Below are 20,133 nucleotides of genomic sequence, written 5' to 3'. Positions count from 1 at the left end.
GGCTGACCTCAGAGAGTCGCCTCGAAGGGATCGAAGTCGGCATCCAGCGAGCCCACCTCGTCGATCGTGCTCTCGACCTGCACGAAGCTGCGCGATTCGGCGGCCTCTTCGATCGACAGCAGCGTGTCGAGCACGTGATAGCCGAATTCCCCCGTGGCGACATGCGTCCGGCCGGCGGCGATCGACCGCGCCATGTCCAGCAGACCGACGCCGCGTCCCGAGAGCACGCCCTCCTGCTTGACGTCGACGACGTCCTGCACGGTCGGTTCCGGCGGCACGAACACGCGGGACAGCGGTCGCGTGATCGTGATCGGTCCGCCGAACGTGTTGGGGTCGGGGATCACGATCGTGCCCTCGGTGCCCGTGATCTCGACGATGCCCTGGCGCAGCAGAGGTGAGTCGGTGCTGTAGAGGCTCTGCGCCTGTCCGCCCTGCTCGAAGTCCATCAGCACGCTCAGCGTCGACGGGATCTCGACCGGGAACTCCTGTCCGGCGAGCTCTCCCACCTGCACCGTGCGCGTCGGAGCACCCTGGAGTCCGAGGGCTGCGACGGCCGCCACCGGACCGAACACGTGCACGAGCGCCGAGACGTAGTACGGCCCCATGTCGAGCAGCGGACCCGCACCCTTGGCATACAGGAACGCGGGGTTCGGATGGAAGATCTCCGGCCCCTGCCACTGGAACGTGGTCTGGGCGAAGAGGGGACGACCGATGTCGCCGCGGGCGATCGCGCGCTTCGCGGTCTGCACGCCGGGTCCGAGCACGGTGTCGGGGGCGACGCCGACACGGAGACCGGCGGCCTCCGCCCTCTGCAGCAGGCGCTGCGACTCGTCGCGGCTGACGCCGATCGGCTTCTCCGTCCACACGTGCTTGCCGGCGGCGAGGATCGCCTCCGACACCTCGACGTGCACGGCGGGGATCGTCAGGTTCACGACGATGTCGATCTCGGGGTCGTTCAGCACGAGCTCGACACCGCCCGCGCGAGGAACGCCGTACTTCTCGGCCTGCGCCTTCGCGCGGTCCTCGAGCAGATCGCCGACGGCGATCACGCGCACGTCGGGGAAGGTCGTGAGGTTCGACAGGTACTGGTCGCTGATGTTGCCCGCGCCGATGATCCCGACGCCGACGGGCCCGTTGCCGATCGCCATCAGCCGGCGACCTTCTCGTCGAGGTAGACGCGGCTGCGCTCGACCGCATCCCAGAGGTCGCCGTCGAAGTGGTCGAACTCGACGATCGCGAGCTCGAGAGCGGGGGCGGCCGCGATGGCCTCGATGAGCGGCACGGTGCCCTCGCCGGCTGCCACCTGATCGGCGGGCGGGTAGGCGCTCAGGAGCGCGGGATCGAGCGTGCCGTCCTTGGCGTGCACCGCGATCACGCGGTCCCCGAGGCGCTGCAGCAGGGCGACCGGGTCGACCCCGCCGCGTGCGACCCAGTAGAGGTCGACCTCGAGCACGACACGCTCGTCGAGCAGGCCGGCGAGCACCTCGAGCCCGGTGACGCCGTCGAAGACGGCCTCGAGCTCATGGGCGTGGTTGTGGTAGCCGACACGCACGTCGACGGTCGCGCCGACGGCGGCCGCCTCGTTGAGCAGGCGCGCGGTCTCCGCGATCTGCTCGATCGACTCCCAGCGCGCGGGCTCCGTGTAGGGGTCGATGACGGTGCCCATGCCGAGCACCTTCGCCGCGGCGAACACCTCGGCGGGCGACGGCACCGGAAGAGTGGTCCCGCTGCCGTCCGGATTGACGAACGACTCGGAGGCGAGGAACGCGTGGCCGGAGGGAGCGGTCAGGCCCGCCGCAGACAGGGCGTCGGCGAGCGGCTGAGCCCGGCGCACGAAGTCGTAGGGCTCGACGGCCGTGAAGCCTCTGGCGGCCACCTCTTTCAGCGAGCCTTCGAGGTCGGTCTCGAGCTGATCCTTGATCGTGAACAGCTGGATGGAAGTCTGAATCGCCACGGGGTCTCCTTCGGTCGTCGGTGACGTGCGGGCTGCCTTCACCCGTCTGTCCGAGCACGCTATCACCAAATACCTCCGCGCGGAAGTTTTCAATCTGTAGACTCGCCTCATGAGTCTGGATCAGGATCGCCCGCGGCAGCGCGGTGCCTACGCGAAGGGCATCGCCCGTCGCCAGGAGATCCTCGATCGCGCCATCGAGGTCTTCGCCGCACGCGGAGCCGACCGCACGAGCCTCCGCTCCATCGCCAGTGCCGTCGGCGTCACTCACGCGGCCCTCACCCACTACTTCGGGTCGCTGGAGGAGCTGCTCGTCGCGGTCTACCAGGAGAGCACGGCGCCCGGTCGCCAACAGCCCGACGCCCTCCCGGCCGATGCGACGCCGGTCGAGCGGATGATCGAGTCCGCGCGCACCAACCGCGAGGTCCCCGGGCTCGTCCAGCTCTACTCCATGCTCGTCGCGACCGCACTCGAAGAAGGGCACCCGGCTGCCCGTGACTTCGCGACGACCCGCTTCGCGCGGTTGCGCACGGACATGGCCGCGCTCGTGCGAGAGCAGCAGGACACGGGTCTCATACGCGAGGACGTCGATGCCGAGGCCGTCGCCGCCCTGGTCGTGGCCGCCTCCGACGGCCTGCAGACGCAGTGGCTCCTCGACGACACCGCGCCGCAGCATGAGGCACTCGCCCTGCTCGATCGACTGCTGCGTCCGACCTCTCGCTAGGGTGAGGGTGTGACAGCACCCGGCACTGATCGACGGTCGCCCTACGAGCGCGCGCTCGGCGAGCGCATCTCGGAACTCCACCCGAAGACCGCCTGGTACTTCCGCACCATCCCCGACGGGCATGTCGGAGTCGGCACGGGCGTGTTCACGAGCGCGGGCTCGCGCCATCGCTGGTTGTGGCCGGTGTTCCGCATCGCGGAATCCCTCGGAGTCGCGTTCGCCGGATGGGAGCACGACGTCCCGTTCCGCATCGAGAACCGCACGGTCGCGGGCGAGGCGCTGGCAGTCAGGCACTTCGATCTCCCAGGACGCACCTGGGTCATGCCCGACGTCGTCTCCCTCGGCGCGAACCGCATCCTCCGCAACGAGATCGGCCCCCGTCGCACGGTCGTCACGACCTTCGACATCGACGTGCGTGACGGTGCCGTCGTGCTGACCATCCGCCGGGTCGGGATGCGGTTCGGGCGGCTGCGCATCACCGCTCCGCCCTTCCTGAGTCCGCGCATCGGTCTCGTCGAGCGCTGGGACGAACAGCGCGAGCGGCACCACGTGAACATGACCATCGACGCCCCGCTGCTCGGCCGCGTCTACGAGTACACGGGATTCTTCGAGTACGCGATCGAGAGCGAGACGCCGTGACGGATCCGATGTCCCTCTCCGCAGGACCCGTCGTGATCGGCGGATCGACCGGCTTCATGGGGCAGTACCTGATCCCCCGTCTGCAGTCAGCGGGGCGGAAGGTGATCACCGTCTCGCGATCCGGCGCCGACATCTCCTGGAGAGACCAGGCGGCGATCGATCGGGCCGTCGACGGTGCGTCGCTCGTGATCGGCCTGGCGGGCAAGAGCGTGAACTGCCGCTATACGCCCGAGAACCGCGCCGCGATCTTCCGCTCGCGGCTCGACACGACCTCGTCGCTGAGCTCCGCGATTGCGAAGGCCGCGAATCCTCCCCCACTGTGGGTCAACTCCTCGACGGCGACCATCTACCGTCATGCCGAAGAGCGTCCGATGACCGAGTCGTCGGGCGAGATCGGCACGGGGTTCTCCGTCGAGGTGGCCAAGGCGTGGGAGCGCGCGCTGTTCGCGGACGACCTCCCCCGGACGCGGCGGGTGGCCCTGCGCAGTGCGATCGTGCTCGGCCACGGCGGCGTGCTCGGCCCGCTGAAGAACCTGGCACGACTCGGCCTCGGAGGGGCGCAGCACGACGGGCGCTGGCCGATCAGCCGCGCCCGCCGCGCCGCGGGCACGGGCCACCGCCCCGGCGCACGCCGCGGACGACAGCGGTTCAGCTGGGTGCACGTCGAGGACCTCGCCCGCATCATCGATTTCCTCGAGGTCACGCCGACACTCGACGGGCCCGTGAACGCCGCATCTCCGAATCCGACCGACAACGCCGACTTCATGGCCACCGTGCGGCGGCTGCTGGAGGTGCGCATCGGTCCGCCGATGCCTCGGTGGATGCTCGAGCTCGGCGCCATCGGCATCCGCACCGAGACCGAGCTGATCCTCAAGAGCCGGTGGGTCATCCCCGAGAAGCTGACGCTCGCCGGGTTCGAGTTCGCGTATCCCCACCTCGAAGACGCCCTGCGGGAGTCCTTCGATCTCGAGCGCGCGTCGGCTAGCTCGACGTGTCCGCGGCCCCGCTCGACGACGCGTCGCCCTCGTCTCGCCGGCGCTTCTCGATCTCCTGACGCAGCCGCCACTCCTCGATCTCACGATCGAGATCCGCGATCTGCTGCTCCGTGCTGCGAGCGTCGACCGGCGGGGCCTGGCGTGGCTCGGGTCGGCGGGTCGCGGGGCGCGCAGCCGGCCGCATCCGGGGCAGCCGCAGACCCGCCTCCGAGTACTCCCTGCCGATCGCGAACCACAGCAGACCGCCGATCAGCGGCAGGAGGATCACGATGATGATCCACGCCATCTTCGGCAGGAATCTCACCTGCGCGTCGTCTCGGCGGATGATGTCGACCAGCGCGCCGATCATCAGCGCGATGACGAGGAGCGAGAACAGGAACGGCATGTGTTCAGGGTAGACGACGCCCGCGTCTCGCGCGCCTGCTACGGGAGCAGGTGACCCGCCGCGCGGAAGAGCTCGTACCACTCGGCGCGCGTGAGCTCGATGTCGGCGCCGGCAGCGGCATCCTGCACCCGCTGCGGGGTCGTGGTTCCGAGCACGACCTGCATCTTCGCGGGGTGACGCGTGATCCACGCCGTCGCGATCGCGATCGGTGCGACCGCGTACGACGCAGCCAGCCGATCGATCACGGCGTTGAGCTCGGCATACTCGGGGTTGCCGAGGAACACCCCCGTGAAGAAGCCGCCCTGGAAGGGCGACCATGCCTGGATCGCGATGCCGTTGATGCGGCAGTACTCGACGATGCCTCCGCCGTCGCGGACGATGCTCTGGTCCTCGCCTGCCATGTTCGCGGCGACCGGCTGCGCGAGGATCGGCGCGTGCGTGATCGACAGCTGCAGCTGATTGGCGACCAGGGGCTGAGTGACCGCGGTGCGCAGGAGGTCGATCTGCCGCGGCGTGTGGTTCGAGACGCCGAACGAGCGGACCTTGCCTGCGGCCTCGAGCTCGTCGAACGCCCTGGCGACCTCCTCGGGCTCGACCAGCGCGTCGGGGCGGTGCAGCAGGAGAACGTCGATGTGGTCTGTGCGAAGCGCCGCGAGCGACCCCTCGACCTGGCGGACGATGTGCTCGTATGAGAAGTCGAACGTGCCCTCGGCGGGGTGGATGCCGCACTTGGTCTGCAGCACGATCTCGTCGCGCTCGGCGGCCGTCAGGCCCAGCGCATCGGCGAAGCGGCTTTCGCAGAAGTGCATGCTGCCGCCGTAGATGTCGGCATGATCGAAGAAGTCGATGCCGGCGCTGCGGGCGGTGTCGTACAGTTCACGGATCTGCGCATCATCCTTGTCATCGATGCGCATCATTCCGGCGACGACGGCGGGGGCTGTGGCGGATCCGAAGGGGATGGTCTTCATACCCCCACGCTAGTGCGGTCAGGGCGTGAGCCGTGCGACCGATATGTCGAGCGCCTGCGCGATGTCGGCCAGATCAGCCACGGTGAAGTCGGCCTCACCCGCGAGCTTCCTGCGGAGCGCTGCGCGGGCGATTCCCGCTCGATCGGAGAGCCAGGGTGTGTCCCGGCCCCCGCGACGCAGTTCTTCTTCGATCGCATTCGCCACCGCACGTCGCACATCTGTCGTCATTCATAGACAGTATCGCCGCATACGGGGTGCGACAAGCGTTCAGCGCACCAGTATGACGGCATCCTGGCTTCATGCCGGTGCTATCGTGACTCACGTGAAGACACCGGGCGAGCAGTTCAATGCGGCGGTAGGCCGCCAGCTCCGCGCCGAGATCGCCGCCGCCGGAAGCAGCATCGCCGCGATGGCGCGCGAGGTCGGCATCGCGAGGAGCGCTCTCGACAACTACGTCACGGGCAAGCGCTCGATCCCGGTTCCCATCCTGTACGCGGTCAGCGCGGCCCTCGACATCGCACCGCACGTGGTGATCACGCGTGCCGAAGAGCGGCTCCGTTCCGAGGGCTTCCGCGGCGGCGCCACGATCACCGCCCTGCACCCCCGCACCGATGTCCGTGGTCGACGCCAGGATGAATCCGAAGTCGCGTTCGAGTCTCCTCTCGCACACGCTGACGACACCGACGATCTCTACGACTGACGACCACCCGGCGAGGAGGATCATGGAGGCCCTCCTTCGCCTGCTCGAAGAGAACGGGCTGCACCTCATCGAACGTCGAGGTCGGCGCCCCGGCGGCTACGAACCGCACACCGCGACCATCCGGGTCACCCCCGGTCTCAGCGCGAGGGCCACATCCAGCGTGATCGCGCACGAGCTCGGGCACGCGATGCTCGGTCACACCCCCACCGCGGATTCGTCGATCCGCGCGCGACAGGAGCGCCGAGCAGACGAGTGGGCGGCCCGACTGCTGATCGACGCCGACGCGTACGCCGAGGCCGAGAGAGCGCGAGGCACCCACCCCGCCAGCCTCGCCTTCGAGCTGGGAGTGACCGTCGAGCTCGTGACCGCCTATCGACGGCTGCTGCGTCGCGTCGGGGACACCACGTACGTCGGCGCGAGGATGGGGCGGGGCCAGTGGGAGCATCGCGCCCCGATCGTGTGACATGGCGCCGGGCGCGGCGCTGATTGAATGGCTGCATGACCTTCCGCACCACTCCGGCCCCGATCACCCTCACCGGCCGCCTCGTCGAACTCCGACCTCTGGAGACGTCTCATCACGACGGCCTCCTCGATGCGCTGCTCGAGGGTGAGCTGTGGAAGCAGGCGTGGTACACCTCGGTGCCCTCCCCCGACGGGCTCGCCGCCGAGATCGACCGTCGGATCGGCCTGATCGAGACCGGTGGGATGATCCCGTTCACCGCGTTCGACGCCGAAGGACGGATCCTCGGCCTCACGTCCTATTACGACCTGGAGGCCGACGTCCCCCGGCTGCACATCGGCTACACCTGGAATCGCCCGTCGGCCCACGGCACCGGCACCAACGCCGAGTCGAAGCTGCTGCTGCTCCGGCACGCGTTCGAGGACCTCGGCGTGTTCCGTGTGGGCTTGACGACGCAGTGGGTCAACTTCCAGTCGCGGGCGGCGATCGAACGTCTGGGAGCGAAGCAGGACGGTGTCATGCGCGCGATGAGCCGATACCGCAACGGCGCGCTGCGCGACAGCGTCGAGTTCTCGATCATCGAGCCCGAGTGGCCCGCGGTGAAGGCCAACCTCGAGGCGAGGCTGGCCAGACGCGCCTGACTACTCGGTGGCGTTGCCCGACCAGTTGTCCTTGCGACGGGTGGCCGAGCCGCTGGCGCGCATCACGAACGCGAGCGACAGACTCACGATGAGCAGGCCGGCGATGAAGACGATCGCCTGGAAGTCCTCGAGCGACTGCGCGAGCCCCATGAGCCAGATGCCTCCGAGGAAGAGGATCATGAAGAAGATGAAGCTGAGGATCACGGGATCTCCTGTCGTAGCGGCCGTCATCCAGGATACCGCCTAGCGCACACGCGGCAGCGACGGAACCCCCTGGGCGATCGCCCGCGGGGGTGATTGCGTGCAGGGATGAGCACACGACTGACTGCCCTCGCCATCTCCTGCACCCTCAAGCCGTCTCCCGCGGAATCGAGCAGCGACCTCCTGGGGTCCCAGATCCTGCAAGCTCTCGCGGAGCACGGAGTCGCCGGCCAGCTGGTGCGCGCCGTCGATCACTCGATCAGTCCCGGCGTCGAGACCGACATGGGCGAAGGCGATGAATGGCCGACTCTGCGCGAGCAGGTGCTGGCGGCCGACATCCTCGTGTTCCTGACCCCCACCTGGATGGGCCAGCACTCGAGTGTCGCGCAGCGGGTGCTGGAACGCCTCGACGCCGAACTGAGCGAGACCGACGATGCGGGTCGACCGATCCTGTTCGACAAGGTCGCGATCGCCGGAATCGTCGGCAACGAGGATGGAGCCCACCACATCGCCGCGATCCTGTTCCAGGCGCTGAACGACGTCGGGTACTCGCTGCCCGCCCAGTCGTCGATCTACTGGAACGGCGAGGCGATGCAGACCGTCGACTACAAGGATCTGTCCACGACCCCTGAGAAGGTCGCGCAGGCCACGGCGACGGCAGTGCGCAATGCCGTGCACCTGGCCCGCAGTCTCCAGGCAGACGGATACCCCGCGGAGTAGTTCAGGACTTCGGCGCGCTCCCGCTGTCAGCCTTCGGCTGCACGTAGTCGTCGATCACGAGCTCGCCCGTCGCGTTGAGAGCGCGCATCATCTCTTCGATGCGCGCCTTCTCGATGTTGTGCGGGTCCGGAGAGGTGAAGAGGAACTGCAGCGGGATCGCCGGGTGCATCCAGACGGTGAGACGGCCGGGGTCGCCGCCTTCGCGAGGATGCCAGGTCATCATGAAGCTCTCCTGGCGACGGAGCTTCGTGCCGACGATGACCTTCAGATGAGCGAGCGTCTCGTCGTCGATGAGGATCGGCTCCGAAGTGCCGTCATATCGCAGTCTTCCCATGAAGGAAACCGTACCCCGACGCGCGTGTCATCGTGTACTCGCGTGCGCGCTCTGGCGCGGCGAGAACGTCACAACCTCATCACGGCGCGAACGCTCCACGTCGAGCCCTGCGAGCTCGAGTCGTCGGAAGACCCGACGCGGAAGCACGGGCAGTTCGGCCGTGCGGCCCGACGGCGGCTTCGCGAGCCCGGTGATCAGCGAGAGATCGACGCCCGCGCCGCGCACCTCGATGCGGGCGTAGTCCGATCGCGTCCGCCAGACGAGGTGCTGCAGCTGCCGGAAGGGGATGCGGTGGGTCGCGTTTCCGGCGCGGATGCGCAGGTCGTCATCGCCGAACGCGACGCTGCAGGACAGCGTCCGTCGCCTCAGCACGGCGCGGAGCGTCAGATAGACCGGCAGTCCGACGACCGCGCCCGTGAGGATGATCGCGAGGCGGGCGCCCATGTGCATCACCGCGTCGTCGAATGCGATGAGCAGCACGGTACCCGCGGTGCCGACGACGAGGACCACCGCCACGATGGCGACCGTCAGCGCCCGCATGCGCAGGTCGATGGCGGAGAACTGGACGTGGGATCCGTCGCCGTTCTCGTCACGCTCCCATTCGGGTGCGACAGGAGGCGGGCGCCTGAGGGCATCACGCCGTCCGATGCGGTCTGTGAGGCGCGACAGAAGGCCCAGCCAGATCCATCCCGCGGCGGGACCGGCGGCGATCTGCAGCACGACGATGACCGCCCGCACGGGTTCGGGCAGGCCGGCGAGCAGCTCGCTCCCGGCGTCGATCACGACGATCATCACAGCCGTCAGCACCACGGCGACACCGAGGTGCACGGCGACGCCGGCGCGCACCGGGCGCATGTCCATCGTCGCGTTGACGAAGGAGAAGGCGATGCTCCAGCCGCCGAGCAGCATGAGCAGGAACGGGAAGAAGCTCAGGTCGTCGCCCGCGATCGTCCACACCGTCGCGGCCACCAGCAGGAGCACTCCCCACGCGAGCGGAGCCCGCACGAGCCGGCGACCGATCTCGCGCCGCAGCCTCCGCTCCGAGGTCGTCGTGGGCGCCGTGTCGGTCATCGCCCCCATCCTAGAGCGAGGCCGGACGTCATCACGGGGTCACGACGTCGCGTGCGGCAGTACCGTGGATCCATGACCGCTCCTGTTGATCCGACACTCACTCCCGCCTGGTCCGAACTCGCCGCGCTGCGCGAGTCGATCACCGCCGATCTGCGAGGCTGGTTCGCCGCGGATGCCGACCGTGCGGAGCGATTCTCGTTCCCGCTCGCAGACCTCCACGTCGACCTGTCGAAGAACCTCGTCACCGACGACGTTCTCGCAGCGCTTCTGCGCCTCGCCGAGCAGACGGGAGTCGCCGAGCGATACGCCGCGATGCTCCAGGGAAGCCACCTCAACACGTCCGAGGACCGCGCCGTGCTGCACACGGCACTGCGTCGACCGGCCGGCTCCTCCCCCGCGCTCGTCGTCGACGGACAGGACGTGGATGCCGACGTGCAGGCCGTGCTCGACGCACTCAGCACTTTCGCCACCAGAGTTCGCTCCGGAGAGTGGCTCGGCATCACCGGAAAGCGCGTCACCCACGTCGTCAACATCGGCATCGGCGGCTCCGACCTCGGGCCCGTCATGGTCTACGAGGCGCTCAAGCCCTATGCGGATGCCGGGATCGAGGCGCGGTTCGTGTCGAACATCGATCCCACCGACCTCGCGCAGAAGACCGCGGACCTTGACCCCGAGACGACCCTCTTCATCGTCGCGTCCAAGACCTTCACCACCCTCGAGACGCTCACCAACGCCCGCCTGGCGCGCGATTGGCTGTGGGCCGGACTCCAGGCCTCGGGAGCCATCTCCGACGACGAGGACGCCCGCACCGACGCCGTCGCGCACCACTTCGTGGCGGTGTCGACCGCGCTCGACAAGGTCGCGGCCTTCGGGATCGATCCGGCGAACGCCTTCGGATTCTGGGACTGGGTCGGCGGCCGCTACTCGGTCGACTCCGCGATCGGCCTGTCGCTCGCGATCGCGCTCGGACCCGACACCTTCCGCGATCTGCTGGCCGGCTTCCATGCGGTCGACGAGCACGTGCGCACCACGCCTCTCGAGCGCAACGTCCCGGTGCTGATGGGTCTGCTCAACGTCTGGTACGTCAACTTCCACGGCGCGCAGTCGCATGCGGTGCTGCCCTACGCACAGCAGCTGAGCCGGTTCCCGGCCTACCTGCAGCAGCTGACGATGGAGTCCAACGGCAAGTCGGTCCGCTGGGACGGCACCCCGGTCACCACCGACACCGGCGAGGTGTTCTGGGGAGAGCCCGGAACCAACGGCCAGCACGCGTTCTACCAGCTCATCCATCAGGGCACCCGGCTGATTCCGGCCGACTTCATCGCGTTCGTGAACCCGGCCTACCCTCTGACCGACGGCGGGCAGGACGTGCACGAGCTGTTCCTGGCGAACTTCCTCGCGCAGACGAAGGCTCTGGCCTTCGGCAAGACCGCCGCAGAGGTCGAGGCCGAGGGAACCACCGGAGCGCTCGTCGCGGCACGCACGTTCGCCGGCAACCGCCCGACGACCTCGATCTTCGCACCCGCGCTGACACCGCAGGTGCTCGGTCAGCTGATCGCCCTGTACGAGCACATCACGTTCACGCAGGGCACGATCTGGGGCATCAACTCGTTCGACCAGTGGGGCGTCGAGCTGGGCAAGCAGCTCGCGATGCAGATCGCTCCGGCCATCGGCGGGGACGAGGCGGCCATCGACGCGCAGGACGCCTCCACGAAGGCGCTGCTCTCCTATTACCGCGCGAACCGGAAGTAGGCGAGACAGCGGGAGCGGCGGATGCAGTCGGTCACACCCGGCGACGCGCACGTCAGTGCGCGTCGCCGGGCACTGGTCGTCGTCGCCGTCCTGGTCGTCGCGGCTGGTCTCGTCACACACCTCGCCGGTCGGGGTCCGATCGCGGACGCATTCGGCGACGCCCTCTATGCGGTGATGATCTACGTCGTCATCGCGATCGTGCTCCCACGAGCCCCGGCCTGGATCGTGGGTGCGAGCGCCGCGGCGCTGTGCGTGCTGATCGAGTGCTTCCAGCTCACCGGTCTGCCGGCGATCTGGTCCGAGGCCTTCTGGCCGGTGCGACTCGTCCTGGGCGTCGGATTCGATGCGCGCGACCTCGTCGCCTACGCGGTGGGCGCGGGTGCCGCCGCCCTCTGCGACCACGCGATCGGTCGCCGTCTCCGCGCACGCGCACAGTAGACAGAAGAAAGACCCCCGAGCGATGCTCGGGGGTCTTTCTCGTCGGTGGACCTAAGGGGATTCGAACCCCTGACCTCCTCGATGCGAACGAGGCGCGCTACCAACTGCGCCATAGGCCCTGACGTCTTCTACGCTATCACGCTCGAAGACCCTCTCGTGCCGCGAGGATCAGCCCGCTGCACGCTTCGCGAGGAGGTCGCGCACATGCGCCTCGATCTCCGCGTCGTCGACGTATCCCATCTTCGCGAACGGAGACGCGGCGGCCTGCGCGGCCGCCGGAATCTGCACGGGTGCGGCGGGCGCCATGCGCTCCGCTCGCTCACGAAGCTCGGCGAGACGAGCCGCAGCGCGGCGCTTCTCCTGCGCATCCAGCTCCGCTCTCGCCACCTGCGCGCGCGAGCCTGCGACCGACACCAGCGGCTCGGGCAGCGGACGCGGGGTCCATGTCGCCGGGCCCTGATCGTGCAGTTCGGGCTCTGCCCTCTGCACGGGCTGCTCGACGACGCGCACCGAACGCCGGGCGGCGCGGGCGGCGACAGCCGACATGCGCTGCAGGGCGAAGCCGGCGACGACGATGATCGACCCGCCGACCCAGAGCAGCAGCTGCGCCTGAAGCGCGATCAGCTGCCACACGCCGAGCCCGGTGACGACGAGACCGAGAAGCAGGGTCGAGGTGGCGACGATGCGCACACGGCGACGCGCGCGGGCCTGTCGCATGACGGGATCAGCCCTCGTTGCAGCCAGCTCTTCGCGGAGCTTCATGAGCTCCGCGGCTTCCTTCTCGGACTGCAGGCGCTTCGCGAGCTTCTGCTGCGCGAGGGCAGTCCGCGCGTTGAGTTCGAGACGGACCTCGCCGGGGGTCTCGCTGGTCTCGGCCAGCACCCGCAGGGCCTGGTTCAGTCTGACGGCGTTGCGCTCCGCGGCGTCGTACTGGAAGCGCCCACGCCAGGAGGGCAGCAGGTAGAGCATCCACAGGAGCACAGCGACGAGGACTATCACTCCCCCGCTCAGCACCGGCCCGTCCATGTCGACAACGGTACGGGAACATCGCTGGTCACGACGCTCAGTCGGAGCGTGTGTCGCGAGGAGTTCTGAAGTCAGCGGCGTGTCAGAGCGCGAAACGGTCCGACGGCGGGATCGTCGCGGCGTCCGGAGGCACCTCGCCGTTCAGCCACCGGGCCAGAACGCCCTGCGGCACATCCTCGCGAGTGAGGGCGAACGCGTAGTGATCCCGCCAGTCGCCGTCGATGTGGATGTAACGGCGACGCAGCCCTTCGTAGCGGAAGCCGAGCTTCTGCACGACCCTCAGGCTCGCGACGTTCTCGGGCCGGATGCAGATCTCCATGCGGTGCAGCGCATACTCCGTGAAGCAGGCATCGGTCGCGAGCGCGACGGCTGTGGGCGTGATGCCCTTGCCGGCGAAGCGCTCGCTCACCCAGTACCCGATGGTCGCCGAGCACAACGACCCCCTGGCGACTCCCCACACGTTGAGCTGCCCGGCGATCTCACCCTCGTACTCCATGACGAACGGATAGCCCGCGCCGTCGCGGTACTGCTGCAGCAGACGGCGGATGCTGAGTCGCATGTCGAACGAGACCGATCCGTACGGGACGGTGGCCTCCCACGGCTGCAGCCAGGAGCGATTGCTCAACAGCTCGTGCTGAAGAGCCCTCGCATCCCGAGAGCGCACGAGGCGCAACTCGATGGGACCATGCCGCATCCCCGTCGCCTGATCCATCCGCGCGCTCCCGACGCCGCGTCGACGCCTAGAGGCGTTCCGCGAACTCCTTGAGCCACGGCCGCAGCTCGGGGCCGAGGTCGTCGCGGTCGGAGGCGAGCTGGACGATCGCCTTGATGTAGTCGACGCGGTCGCCGGTGTCGTACCGGCGTCCACGGAAGATGACGCCCACCACACCGGGGCCGTCGGCGCTGGTGGCCAGCTCCTGCAGTGCGTCGGTCAGCTGGATCTCGCCGCCCTTGCCGGGTTCGGTGCGCTCGAGCACCTCGAAGATCGAGGCGGGCAGGACGTAACGGCCGATGATCGCCAGGTTCGACGGGGCGTCCTCGGGTGCGGGCTTCTCGACGAGGTCGGTGACGCGCACGGCATCCGATCCCTCGATGTCCTCGACGGCGGCGGCGCCGTACATGTGGATGCTCGCGGGGTCGACCTCCATGAGGGCGATCACCGCGGCGCCGCTGCGCTCGTGCTCGGCGATCATCTCGGTGAGCAGCTGGTCGCGCTCGTCGATGAGGTCGTCGCCGAGGAGCACGGCGAAGGAGCTGTCGCCGACGTGCGTGCGGGCACGCAGCACCGCGTGACCGAGTCCCTTGGGCTCACCCTGACGGACGAAGTGGATGTCGGCGAGGTCGCTCGAATGGATGACGCGCTCGAGACGCCCCGTGTCGCCCTTCTCCATCAGCTTGACCTCGAGCTCGGGGACCGAGTCGAAGTGGTTGGAGATCGCGTTCTTGTTGCGGCCGATGATGACGAGGATGTCATCGATCCCGGCGCTGGCGGCCTCTTCGACGACGTACTGGATCGCCGGCTTGTCGACGACCGGCAGCATCTCCTTCGGCATCGCCTTCGTCGCCGGCAGGAAACGCGTTCCCAGACCGGCAGCAGGAATGACAGCCTTCATCTTCCGTATACCCATCCACCCAGCCTAGTGGGGATGCCGCCGTAGACTCGGAGCCATGTCCCACGACGTAGAGCATGAGAAGCGCGCGCTTCGCGCCGAGCTCCGCGAACGCCGCCAGCTGCTGAGCGACTCGCAGCGGGAGGCCGCGGCATCCGCCATCACGCAGCGCCTCGACGAGCTGGTCGACGCGCTCGGCGCCCGGTCGATCTCATGCTTCCTCTCGACCACGACCGAGCCGGGCACCCGGGAGTTCGTCACCGGCGCGGTGCGCCGCGGCATCCGGGTCCTGCTTCCTGTGACACGGGCCGACGGCCTTCTCGACTGGGCCGTGGCGACCGATGACGACGACGTCGCGGAAGGCCTCTTCGGGCTTCCCGAGCCGACCGGCGAGGTGCTCGGTCCGATCGCCGTCAACGATGTCGACCTGATGGTGATCCCCGCCGCGGCCGTCGACCGCACCGGGATGCGCATGGGCTGGGGGCGCGGGTACTTCGACAAGACCATCGGTTCGATGGAGAAGTGCCCTCCGGTCTACGCAGTCATCTATGATTCCGAGGTACTCGACTTCCTGCCGAGGGAGGTTCACGACCAGCCGGTCACCGGCGTCGTGACTCCCACGCAGACCCTCCACCTGTCGCCCACGCGACGCTGACCCGCGAGGATCGCAATGCCCACCTATGCCTATGCCTGCCGTTCGTGCGGTCACGCCTTCGACGCCGTGCAGAGCTTCTCCGACGACGCGCTCACCGTCTGCCCCGAATGCGGCGGCGAGCTGCGCAAGCAGTACGGATCCATCGGCGTGACGTTCAACGGATCCGGCTTCTATCGCACCGACTCGCGAGCGGGCTCCGGCTCTTCCGCATCCGCCCCGGCATCATCGAAGGCAGAGCCGGCCAAGACCACGACCCCGGCCCCCGCGTCGACCAGCACATCTTCTTCCTGACCCCATCAACTCCCCGGAGGCATCCATGCTCAAAGGTTTCAAGGACTTCATCCTCCGCGGCAACGTGATCGACCTCGCGGTCGCGGTCGTCATCGGCACCGCGTTCACGGCGATCGTCACCGCCGTGGTGAACAGCATCATCACCCCGCTCGTCTCGCTGTTCTTCAAGGCGGATGCGACGGGCAACTTCGGACCGCAGGTGCAGAGCATCTACGGAGATACCGTCACGTTCCCCATCGGCGATCTCATCTCGGCGATCATCAGCTTCCTCTCGGTCGCTCTGGTGGTGTACTTCGTCTTCGTGCTGCCGATGAACACGTTCAAGGCCCACGTCGAGGCTCGCAAGGGCACCGCGGCCGAGCAGCCGGAGGAAGAGCCGGCGGCCGCCACCGAGGCCGAGCTGCTCGTCGAGATCCGCGACCTGCTCGCCGGGAACAAGCCGCGCAGCTGACTCGCAGTCCGCACCGCGAAGCGCACGGTCCGATTCGGCCCGTGCGCTTCGTCGTCTCCCGAACACGCCTGAGCCGCCGGTGCTCAGTAGTGCGGGGGCACGTCCTGCATCAGACGGTCGTCGTTGGGCCCCTTCGGGCCCGTCGTCCGCTGAGGTTCCCGGACGACCCGATCCGGGTCCGTGTCGGTGCCCGGCACGGGAGTCAGCCGGGCACGCCGCGATCCGGCGACCCGCACGACCTTCTGCCGCGGGGCACCGGAGTCCGGCTGATCAGTCATTCTGCGGGTCGGTGAGATCGATCGGCTGCGTGTCGTTGTCAGCTCGGGCCGCGGATGCCGAGATTCCCAAGACTCCCGCGATGCGTGTGGCCGCCGTGACGGGGTCGCTGTAGAGGTCGAAGGCGTGCACGCGCACGTAATGCCACCCGAGGCGGCGAAGCACGTTCGGGCGCAGCCGCAGGGCCTCGCGCAGTGACTCGCCACGAGACTCCGGGTCGGACTCGATGACGACGGCCTTGCCGTTGTGCTGTGCGACGAGCGGCAGCAGACCGCGGTAGTCGACGTCGACCGCTGCGCCGAGACGGCGCAGCTCTCGTGCGAGGGCGAGCGTCAGCGGGTCGGCGAGATCCTCCAGGCGTGCGTCGCGTCCCCGGGTGGCGAGGCCGCCAAGGATCGACATCAGGGTGGCCGCGCCGAACTCGAGGCGGCCGTCGTCGAACGACGAGGGGCGGATCGACGAGACGATCACCATGGACCGGCGGGCGCGGGTCATCCCGACCGTCAGCAACCGCTCCCCATCCGGCGTGGACAGGTCGCCGAAGTCGCTGAGCACTCGGCCGTGCTTGGTCAGGCCGTAGCCGAGTGAGAAGATCACCCGGTCGCGGCTCTCGGCCACGGACTCCTCGAGGGTGAGCACCGCGAAGGGCTCGGCGGTGTCGCGACCGACGAAGTCGGCGACGTCGGAGCGCCCGGCGAATGCCGAGGTGACGGCGGCCCTCACGCGCTCGGCGTGACGCCGGCTCGCGGTGACCACCATGAGCGACTCGTCCGGGCGATGCACGGCGTGCTCCACGACCAGCGTGACGACGCGTGCGACCTCTGCCTCGGGGCTCTCCACCGCACCCGACACGGGGTCGGGTGCGCCGGTGCCGCCTTCGACGTAGTCGACGGTGAGGCTGCCGCGACCCAGGTACGAGCCCGCCCAGGGCAGCGAGACGATCTCGCCGCCGTAGAACGCGTCGTTGATGAGCTCTGCGAGGTCCTCGCCGCCCGCGCGGTAGCTGCGCGTGAGGGTCATCACGGGAAGCAGTTCGGACAGACGCTCGAACACCGACACGGAGTCGAAGGGCACCTCGTGCTCCCATTCGGGGCCGGGGTCCACGGCGACGTGGAACGCCGTCGGAAGCTGGGTGACCGGATCGCCGAAAGCGACGACCTGACGGGCACGGCGGATCGCCGGGGCCGCTTCGGCGAGGTTGATCGCGGCCGCATCGACGAGGAGCACCGTGTCGAACTCGACGGAGTCGGGGATCTGCGGCACGAGGTAGGGAGACGAGATCCAGACCGGCGCGAGCACGCCGACGAGTGTGGGCGCGGAGCTCACGATCTCCGCTGTCGTCGTCGCCGGCTGCTTCAGTGCACGCCTGAGGTTCTGCGACTCCTGCGGCTCATCGACGATGGCGATCTTCCACTGGTTCGCGAGCTGCCAGGCGAGCAACGGACCGGCCATCGCGGCGTGTGCCTCGTCGACGAGACGGAAGTCCCGCTCGAGCCGGTCGACCACCGCCGTGTTCGCACCGAGCAGCGCTCGATCCTCCTGCAGAGCCCGTTCCAGCAGTGTCTGCCACCAGGCGAACTCCAGCTCGTCACCCACGCGCGACTCGGCGACGTGGCGAACGGACAGCTCCGCGAGCAGCGGCTCGAGACCGAGGTCGGCCAGCCGATCGCGCAGCTGCGCGCGCTCCACGAGGTTGTCGAAGACGTCGGACTTCGCCGCGAGACCGGCGAGAGTGCGCACGAGGCGGGCGACGGGGAGCGTCGACAGCGGTTCCCTGCGGCCGAGCGCGACATCGAGCTCGGCGAGCTCAGCCGTGACGCGCTGCCACGAGGAGTGGACGTCGGCGAGCCCGAGTGGAACCTCGGGCGCCACTCCGGCTTCCACGAACCGCTGCCACTGGGTGCGCTGCGCCTGGATGCGCAGCAGCGACTCGTGCATCTCGGTGACATGGACGCCCGGGCGCACGTACTCCTTGGCGAGGCGACGCAGCCGACGCCGGTTCGCCCCGGACATCGCGGGCGCGTCGCGGCGCGATCCGTGAGCCTGGATGAGCTCGCCCAGCGGACGCTCGAAGACGGTGGGGCTGAACCGATCGAGAGAGTCGCGGATGCCCTGCAGCAGCCGCAGGTACTCACCGAGCTCGTCGATCGTCGAGAACGGGCGCATATGCGTCTGGGCGATGAGGGCGTACCCGCGCTCGAGGAGTGCCGGCACGCTGTCGGAGTGCAGACGCGCTGCCAACTGGTGCGCCGACTTCGCCGCCTCGGTGCTCGAGAACGTGACTCCGTACCAGGGCGAGTCGTCGGGTCCGAAGCGGAACTCGCCGAGGCGCGCGGCCTGCGCGAGCGCCGCTGCCGCCGACGAGCGATCGTCAGCGAGACGGCGGAGGGTCTCGGCGCTGAGTCGCGCCGTGGTCGACGGCGGGGTGGGCAGGGAGGCGAGCCTCGTGAGATGCCTGGTGGCGTCGAGCACCGACGAGTTCGTCCCCGCGACCGGAGCGGTGAGAGCGCTGCGGTAGTCCCTGAGCACCGTGCGGAGACGCACGAGAGCGTCATCGACGTCGCTGACCTTCGGAGCCGTCGCCTTCTCGTTCCGGCCGATCGCGCGGACGAGGTCCCGACGCACGTTCGCGGGCGATACCGCCAGGCTGTCGAGGCCGATGCCCGCAAGACGGTGCCGCACGCCGTCGAGGGTCGACCGTCGCGCCGAGACGACGAGCACCCTCTTGCCGGCCCGCACGAGTTCGCCGAGCGCGTTGATCACGGTCTGTGTGCCGCCTGTGCCGGGGAGCGTCGCGACGGTCAGCGAATGTCCGGCGGCGATCCTGGCGAGGAGCGCCTCCTGCTCGGCATCCGCATCGAGCAGCAGATTGTCGGATGCCGGCGCCCGGTCGTCCGGTCCGGTGTGGTGCGGCGCGGGTCGGCGGGCCGAGACCTGCTCGCGGTCACCGACGTGACCGGCCAGAGCGTTGAGCACGACGTGGTCCAGACTCCCGCCGTCGCGGGACATGGCACCGCCGACATCGGCGAAGGTCGAGACCACGAGCCGCGGCAGCACCGTGAAGGTGTCGATCGACCGCGTCGTGGCCCGAAGGCTGTCGATCACGGGCTGCGGCTTGAAGATCCCGCCGTCGTAGGCGAGGGAGGCGAGAGCCGCGGCGTCGATCGTGATGCCGAAGTGCTCACGCGCGATGCGCACGAGCTCGGGGTTCACCTCGAACGCGCCCTGCAGCTTGAGTTCGAAGTCGGAGTGGTGCCGACGGATGGCGAGGGGGCGAAGCAGCACGGGCGCCGAGAAATCCGCCCCGCCGATGCGCCAGCCGGCGACGCCGACTGCGAGGTGCACCGCCTCGATGCCGCGAACGGTGCGCAGCTCGGTGTTCTTCGCGGTGATCCGCTCGGCGGCGAGCCTCGCAGTGCGCAGACCGACCTCGTCGCGGTAGAGGTTCGACAGCAGGGTCGATTTGCCGGTGATGAACTGGGGAAGACTGCCGGGGTGGGCCTTCGAGATGTCGATGCTGGATTCGACCGTGTCGCGGAAGTTCACGAGCGGCGATGAGCCGCCGAGGTCAGCAGCTTCCGCACGCAGCCGAGTGCGCTCGGCCTCTGCCGCATGCGCGATGCCGATACCGGAGACCGGCTCGTGCGATTCGCCGAGGGTCACTGCGGCATCGGTCGCTGCGTCATCCGCAGCCTTGCCTTCACGTCGCCACACACCTCACACACTAAGCGCGCCTCGCCCCACAGGCGGTATCCCGGGCGGGTTTCACCGTATTTCCGCCCGCTCGAGGGCGGAGCGACGACCCTGCGGACTGCTTCTGCACCCGAGCGACGAGTCGGTGCGGT

The 20,133-nt window shown here is 68.9% G+C and carries 24 protein-coding genes, 1 tRNA gene and 1 pseudogene; 12 read left to right on the top strand and 14 right to left on the bottom strand.

Annotation, left to right across the window (positions count from 1 at the left end; all coding sequences use genetic code 11):
- Positions 1-8 precede the first annotated feature (8 nt).
- Positions 9-1,148, bottom strand: a complete 1,140-nt coding sequence (locus tag AB0P11_RS09460; protein WP_363521457.1) for a Gfo/Idh/MocA family oxidoreductase — start codon at positions 1,146-1,148, stop codon at positions 9-11.
- On the bottom strand, positions 1,148-1,954 hold the full coding sequence (locus AB0P11_RS09455) for a sugar phosphate isomerase/epimerase (RefSeq protein WP_072591586.1): 807 nt from the start codon (positions 1,952-1,954) through the stop codon (positions 1,148-1,150). The genes AB0P11_RS09460 and AB0P11_RS09455 overlap by 1 nt, the downstream gene beginning before the upstream one ends.
- 109 nt (positions 1,955-2,063) lie before the next feature.
- Here AB0P11_RS09455 and AB0P11_RS09450 point away from each other — a divergent pair, with 109 nt between their 5' ends.
- The 3 genes and pseudogenes from AB0P11_RS09450 to AB0P11_RS09440 form a co-directional block, all read left to right on the top strand.
- Positions 2,064-2,675, top strand: a complete 612-nt coding sequence (locus AB0P11_RS09450) for a TetR/AcrR family transcriptional regulator (protein WP_230100358.1) — start codon at positions 2,064-2,066, stop codon at positions 2,673-2,675.
- A 9-nt stretch (positions 2,676-2,684) separates the two neighbouring features.
- Entirely contained in the window at positions 2,685-3,314 is a 630-nt protein-coding gene (locus tag AB0P11_RS09445; RefSeq protein ID WP_363521454.1) for a DUF4166 domain-containing protein, read from the top strand.
- Positions 3,315-3,322: 8 nt separating this feature from the next.
- Positions 3,323-4,279 (top strand): annotated as a pseudogene (locus AB0P11_RS09440) (DUF1731 domain-containing protein); the annotation flags it as partial.
- A 16-nt stretch (positions 4,280-4,295) separates the two neighbouring features.
- Here the strand turns inward: AB0P11_RS09440 and AB0P11_RS09435 are convergent.
- The 3 genes from AB0P11_RS09435 to AB0P11_RS09425 all read right to left on the bottom strand — a co-directional run bounded on the left by AB0P11_RS09435 (position 4,296) and on the right by AB0P11_RS09425 (position 5,890).
- Positions 4,296-4,658 carry a PLDc N-terminal domain-containing protein gene (locus AB0P11_RS09435; protein ID WP_363521779.1) on the bottom strand — a complete coding sequence of 121 codons (363 nt, stop codon included), beginning with the start codon at positions 4,656-4,658 and terminating at the stop codon, positions 4,296-4,298.
- Positions 4,659-4,732: 74 nt separating this feature from the next.
- On the bottom strand, positions 4,733-5,662 hold the full coding sequence (locus tag AB0P11_RS09430) for an aldo/keto reductase (protein ID WP_363521451.1): 930 nt from the start codon (positions 5,660-5,662) through the stop codon (positions 4,733-4,735).
- An 18-nt stretch (positions 5,663-5,680) separates the two neighbouring features.
- Entirely contained in the window at positions 5,681-5,890 is a 210-nt protein-coding gene (locus AB0P11_RS09425; protein WP_053097185.1) for a hypothetical protein, read from the bottom strand.
- A 94-nt stretch (positions 5,891-5,984) separates the two neighbouring features.
- On the opposite strand from AB0P11_RS09425, the gene AB0P11_RS09420 reads away from it, so the two are divergent.
- Genes AB0P11_RS09420 through AB0P11_RS09410 form a run of 3 tightly spaced genes read left to right on the top strand, consistent with a single transcriptional unit; the run spans position 5,985 to position 7,463 of the window.
- Positions 5,985-6,362 (top strand): helix-turn-helix domain-containing protein, encoded by a 378-nt coding sequence (locus AB0P11_RS09420; RefSeq protein WP_232224461.1) that lies wholly within the window; start codon positions 5,985-5,987, stop codon positions 6,360-6,362.
- A gap of 22 nt (positions 6,363-6,384) precedes the next feature.
- On the top strand, positions 6,385-6,825 hold the full coding sequence (locus AB0P11_RS09415; protein WP_082297859.1) for an ImmA/IrrE family metallo-endopeptidase: 441 nt from the start codon (positions 6,385-6,387) through the stop codon (positions 6,823-6,825).
- 35 nt (positions 6,826-6,860) lie between these two features.
- A complete protein-coding gene (locus tag AB0P11_RS09410; protein WP_363521446.1) occupies positions 6,861-7,463 on the top strand; it encodes a GNAT family protein in 603 nt (200 codons plus the stop codon).
- Here AB0P11_RS09410 and AB0P11_RS09405 read toward each other — a convergent pair whose 3' ends face one another.
- Entirely contained in the window at positions 7,464-7,694 is a 231-nt protein-coding gene (locus tag AB0P11_RS09405; protein WP_150115093.1) for a hypothetical protein, read from the bottom strand. It abuts the gene before it with no gap.
- Positions 7,695-7,772: 78 nt separating this feature from the next.
- Here AB0P11_RS09405 and AB0P11_RS09400 point away from each other — a divergent pair, with 78 nt between their 5' ends.
- Positions 7,773-8,384, top strand: a complete 612-nt coding sequence (locus tag AB0P11_RS09400; protein ID WP_187250542.1) for an NAD(P)H-dependent oxidoreductase — start codon at positions 7,773-7,775, stop codon at positions 8,382-8,384.
- Between the two features lies 1 nt (position 8,385).
- Here the strand turns inward: AB0P11_RS09400 and AB0P11_RS09395 are convergent, their stop codons facing one another.
- Positions 8,386-8,718 carry a hypothetical protein gene (locus AB0P11_RS09395; RefSeq protein WP_053097194.1) on the bottom strand — a complete coding sequence of 111 codons (333 nt, stop codon included), beginning with the start codon at positions 8,716-8,718 and terminating at the stop codon, positions 8,386-8,388.
- 27 nt (positions 8,719-8,745) lie between these two features.
- Positions 8,746-9,789, bottom strand: coding sequence for a hypothetical protein (locus tag AB0P11_RS09390; protein WP_056279936.1), 1,044 nt, complete (start codon positions 9,787-9,789; stop codon positions 8,746-8,748).
- 72 nt (positions 9,790-9,861) lie between these two features.
- On the opposite strand from AB0P11_RS09390, the gene pgi reads away from it, so the two are divergent.
- Positions 9,862-11,541: a glucose-6-phosphate isomerase gene (gene pgi / locus AB0P11_RS09385; protein WP_363521441.1), complete on the top strand. Its 1,680-nt coding sequence runs from the start codon at positions 9,862-9,864 to the stop codon at positions 11,539-11,541.
- A 21-nt stretch (positions 11,542-11,562) separates the two neighbouring features.
- Positions 11,563-11,979 carry a DUF2809 domain-containing protein gene (locus AB0P11_RS09380; RefSeq protein ID WP_363521438.1) on the top strand — a complete coding sequence of 139 codons (417 nt, stop codon included), beginning with the start codon at positions 11,563-11,565 and terminating at the stop codon, positions 11,977-11,979.
- 46 nt (positions 11,980-12,025) lie between these two features.
- On the opposite strand, the gene AB0P11_RS09375 is transcribed toward AB0P11_RS09380, so the two are convergent.
- The 4 genes from AB0P11_RS09375 to galU form a co-directional block, all read right to left on the bottom strand.
- Positions 12,026-12,098: transfer RNA gene (locus AB0P11_RS09375), tRNA-Ala, on the bottom strand.
- Between the two features lie 49 nt (positions 12,099-12,147).
- On the bottom strand, positions 12,148-13,005 hold the full coding sequence (locus AB0P11_RS09370; protein WP_053097199.1) for a hypothetical protein: 858 nt from the start codon (positions 13,003-13,005) through the stop codon (positions 12,148-12,150).
- Positions 13,006-13,087: 82 nt separating this feature from the next.
- Positions 13,088-13,699 (bottom strand): GNAT family protein, encoded by a 612-nt coding sequence (locus tag AB0P11_RS09365; RefSeq protein ID WP_053099195.1) that lies wholly within the window; start codon positions 13,697-13,699, stop codon positions 13,088-13,090.
- Between the two features lie 46 nt (positions 13,700-13,745).
- On the bottom strand, positions 13,746-14,633 hold the full coding sequence (galU, locus tag AB0P11_RS09360) for a UTP--glucose-1-phosphate uridylyltransferase GalU (RefSeq protein WP_053097201.1): 888 nt from the start codon (positions 14,631-14,633) through the stop codon (positions 13,746-13,748).
- 40 nt (positions 14,634-14,673) lie between these two features.
- On the opposite strand from galU, the gene AB0P11_RS09355 reads away from it, so the two are divergent.
- The 3 genes from AB0P11_RS09355 to mscL are packed head-to-tail and all read left to right on the top strand — an operon-like array spanning position 14,674 to position 16,012.
- The gene (locus AB0P11_RS09355) at positions 14,674-15,270 is read left to right on the top strand and encodes a 5-formyltetrahydrofolate cyclo-ligase (protein ID WP_053097203.1); all 597 of its coding nucleotides are present in this window, start codon (positions 14,674-14,676) and stop codon (positions 15,268-15,270) included.
- A gap of 15 nt (positions 15,271-15,285) precedes the next feature.
- On the top strand, positions 15,286-15,561 hold the full coding sequence (locus AB0P11_RS09350; protein WP_053097205.1) for an FmdB family zinc ribbon protein: 276 nt from the start codon (positions 15,286-15,288) through the stop codon (positions 15,559-15,561).
- A gap of 25 nt (positions 15,562-15,586) precedes the next feature.
- Positions 15,587-16,012, top strand: a complete 426-nt coding sequence (mscL, locus tag AB0P11_RS09345; protein ID WP_053097207.1) for a large conductance mechanosensitive channel protein MscL — start codon at positions 15,587-15,589, stop codon at positions 16,010-16,012.
- 83 nt (positions 16,013-16,095) lie between these two features.
- Here the strand turns inward: mscL and AB0P11_RS09340 are convergent, their stop codons facing one another.
- Both AB0P11_RS09340 and AB0P11_RS09335 read right to left on the bottom strand, forming a co-directional pair.
- Positions 16,096-16,290, bottom strand: coding sequence for a hypothetical protein (locus AB0P11_RS09340; protein WP_053097209.1), 195 nt, complete (start codon positions 16,288-16,290; stop codon positions 16,096-16,098).
- Entirely contained in the window at positions 16,283-19,951 is a 3,669-nt protein-coding gene (locus AB0P11_RS09335) for an AAA family ATPase (protein WP_232224562.1), read from the bottom strand. The genes AB0P11_RS09340 and AB0P11_RS09335 overlap by 8 nt, the downstream gene beginning before the upstream one ends.
- Positions 19,952-20,133 lie beyond the last annotated feature (182 nt).

Source organism: Microbacterium sp. NPDC079176 (assembly GCF_040686675.1).
GTDB lineage: Bacteria > Actinomycetota > Actinomycetes > Actinomycetales > Microbacteriaceae > Microbacterium.
Note: the sequence above shows the minus strand (reverse complement) of the source record. Positions and strands in the feature narration are given on the sequence as shown.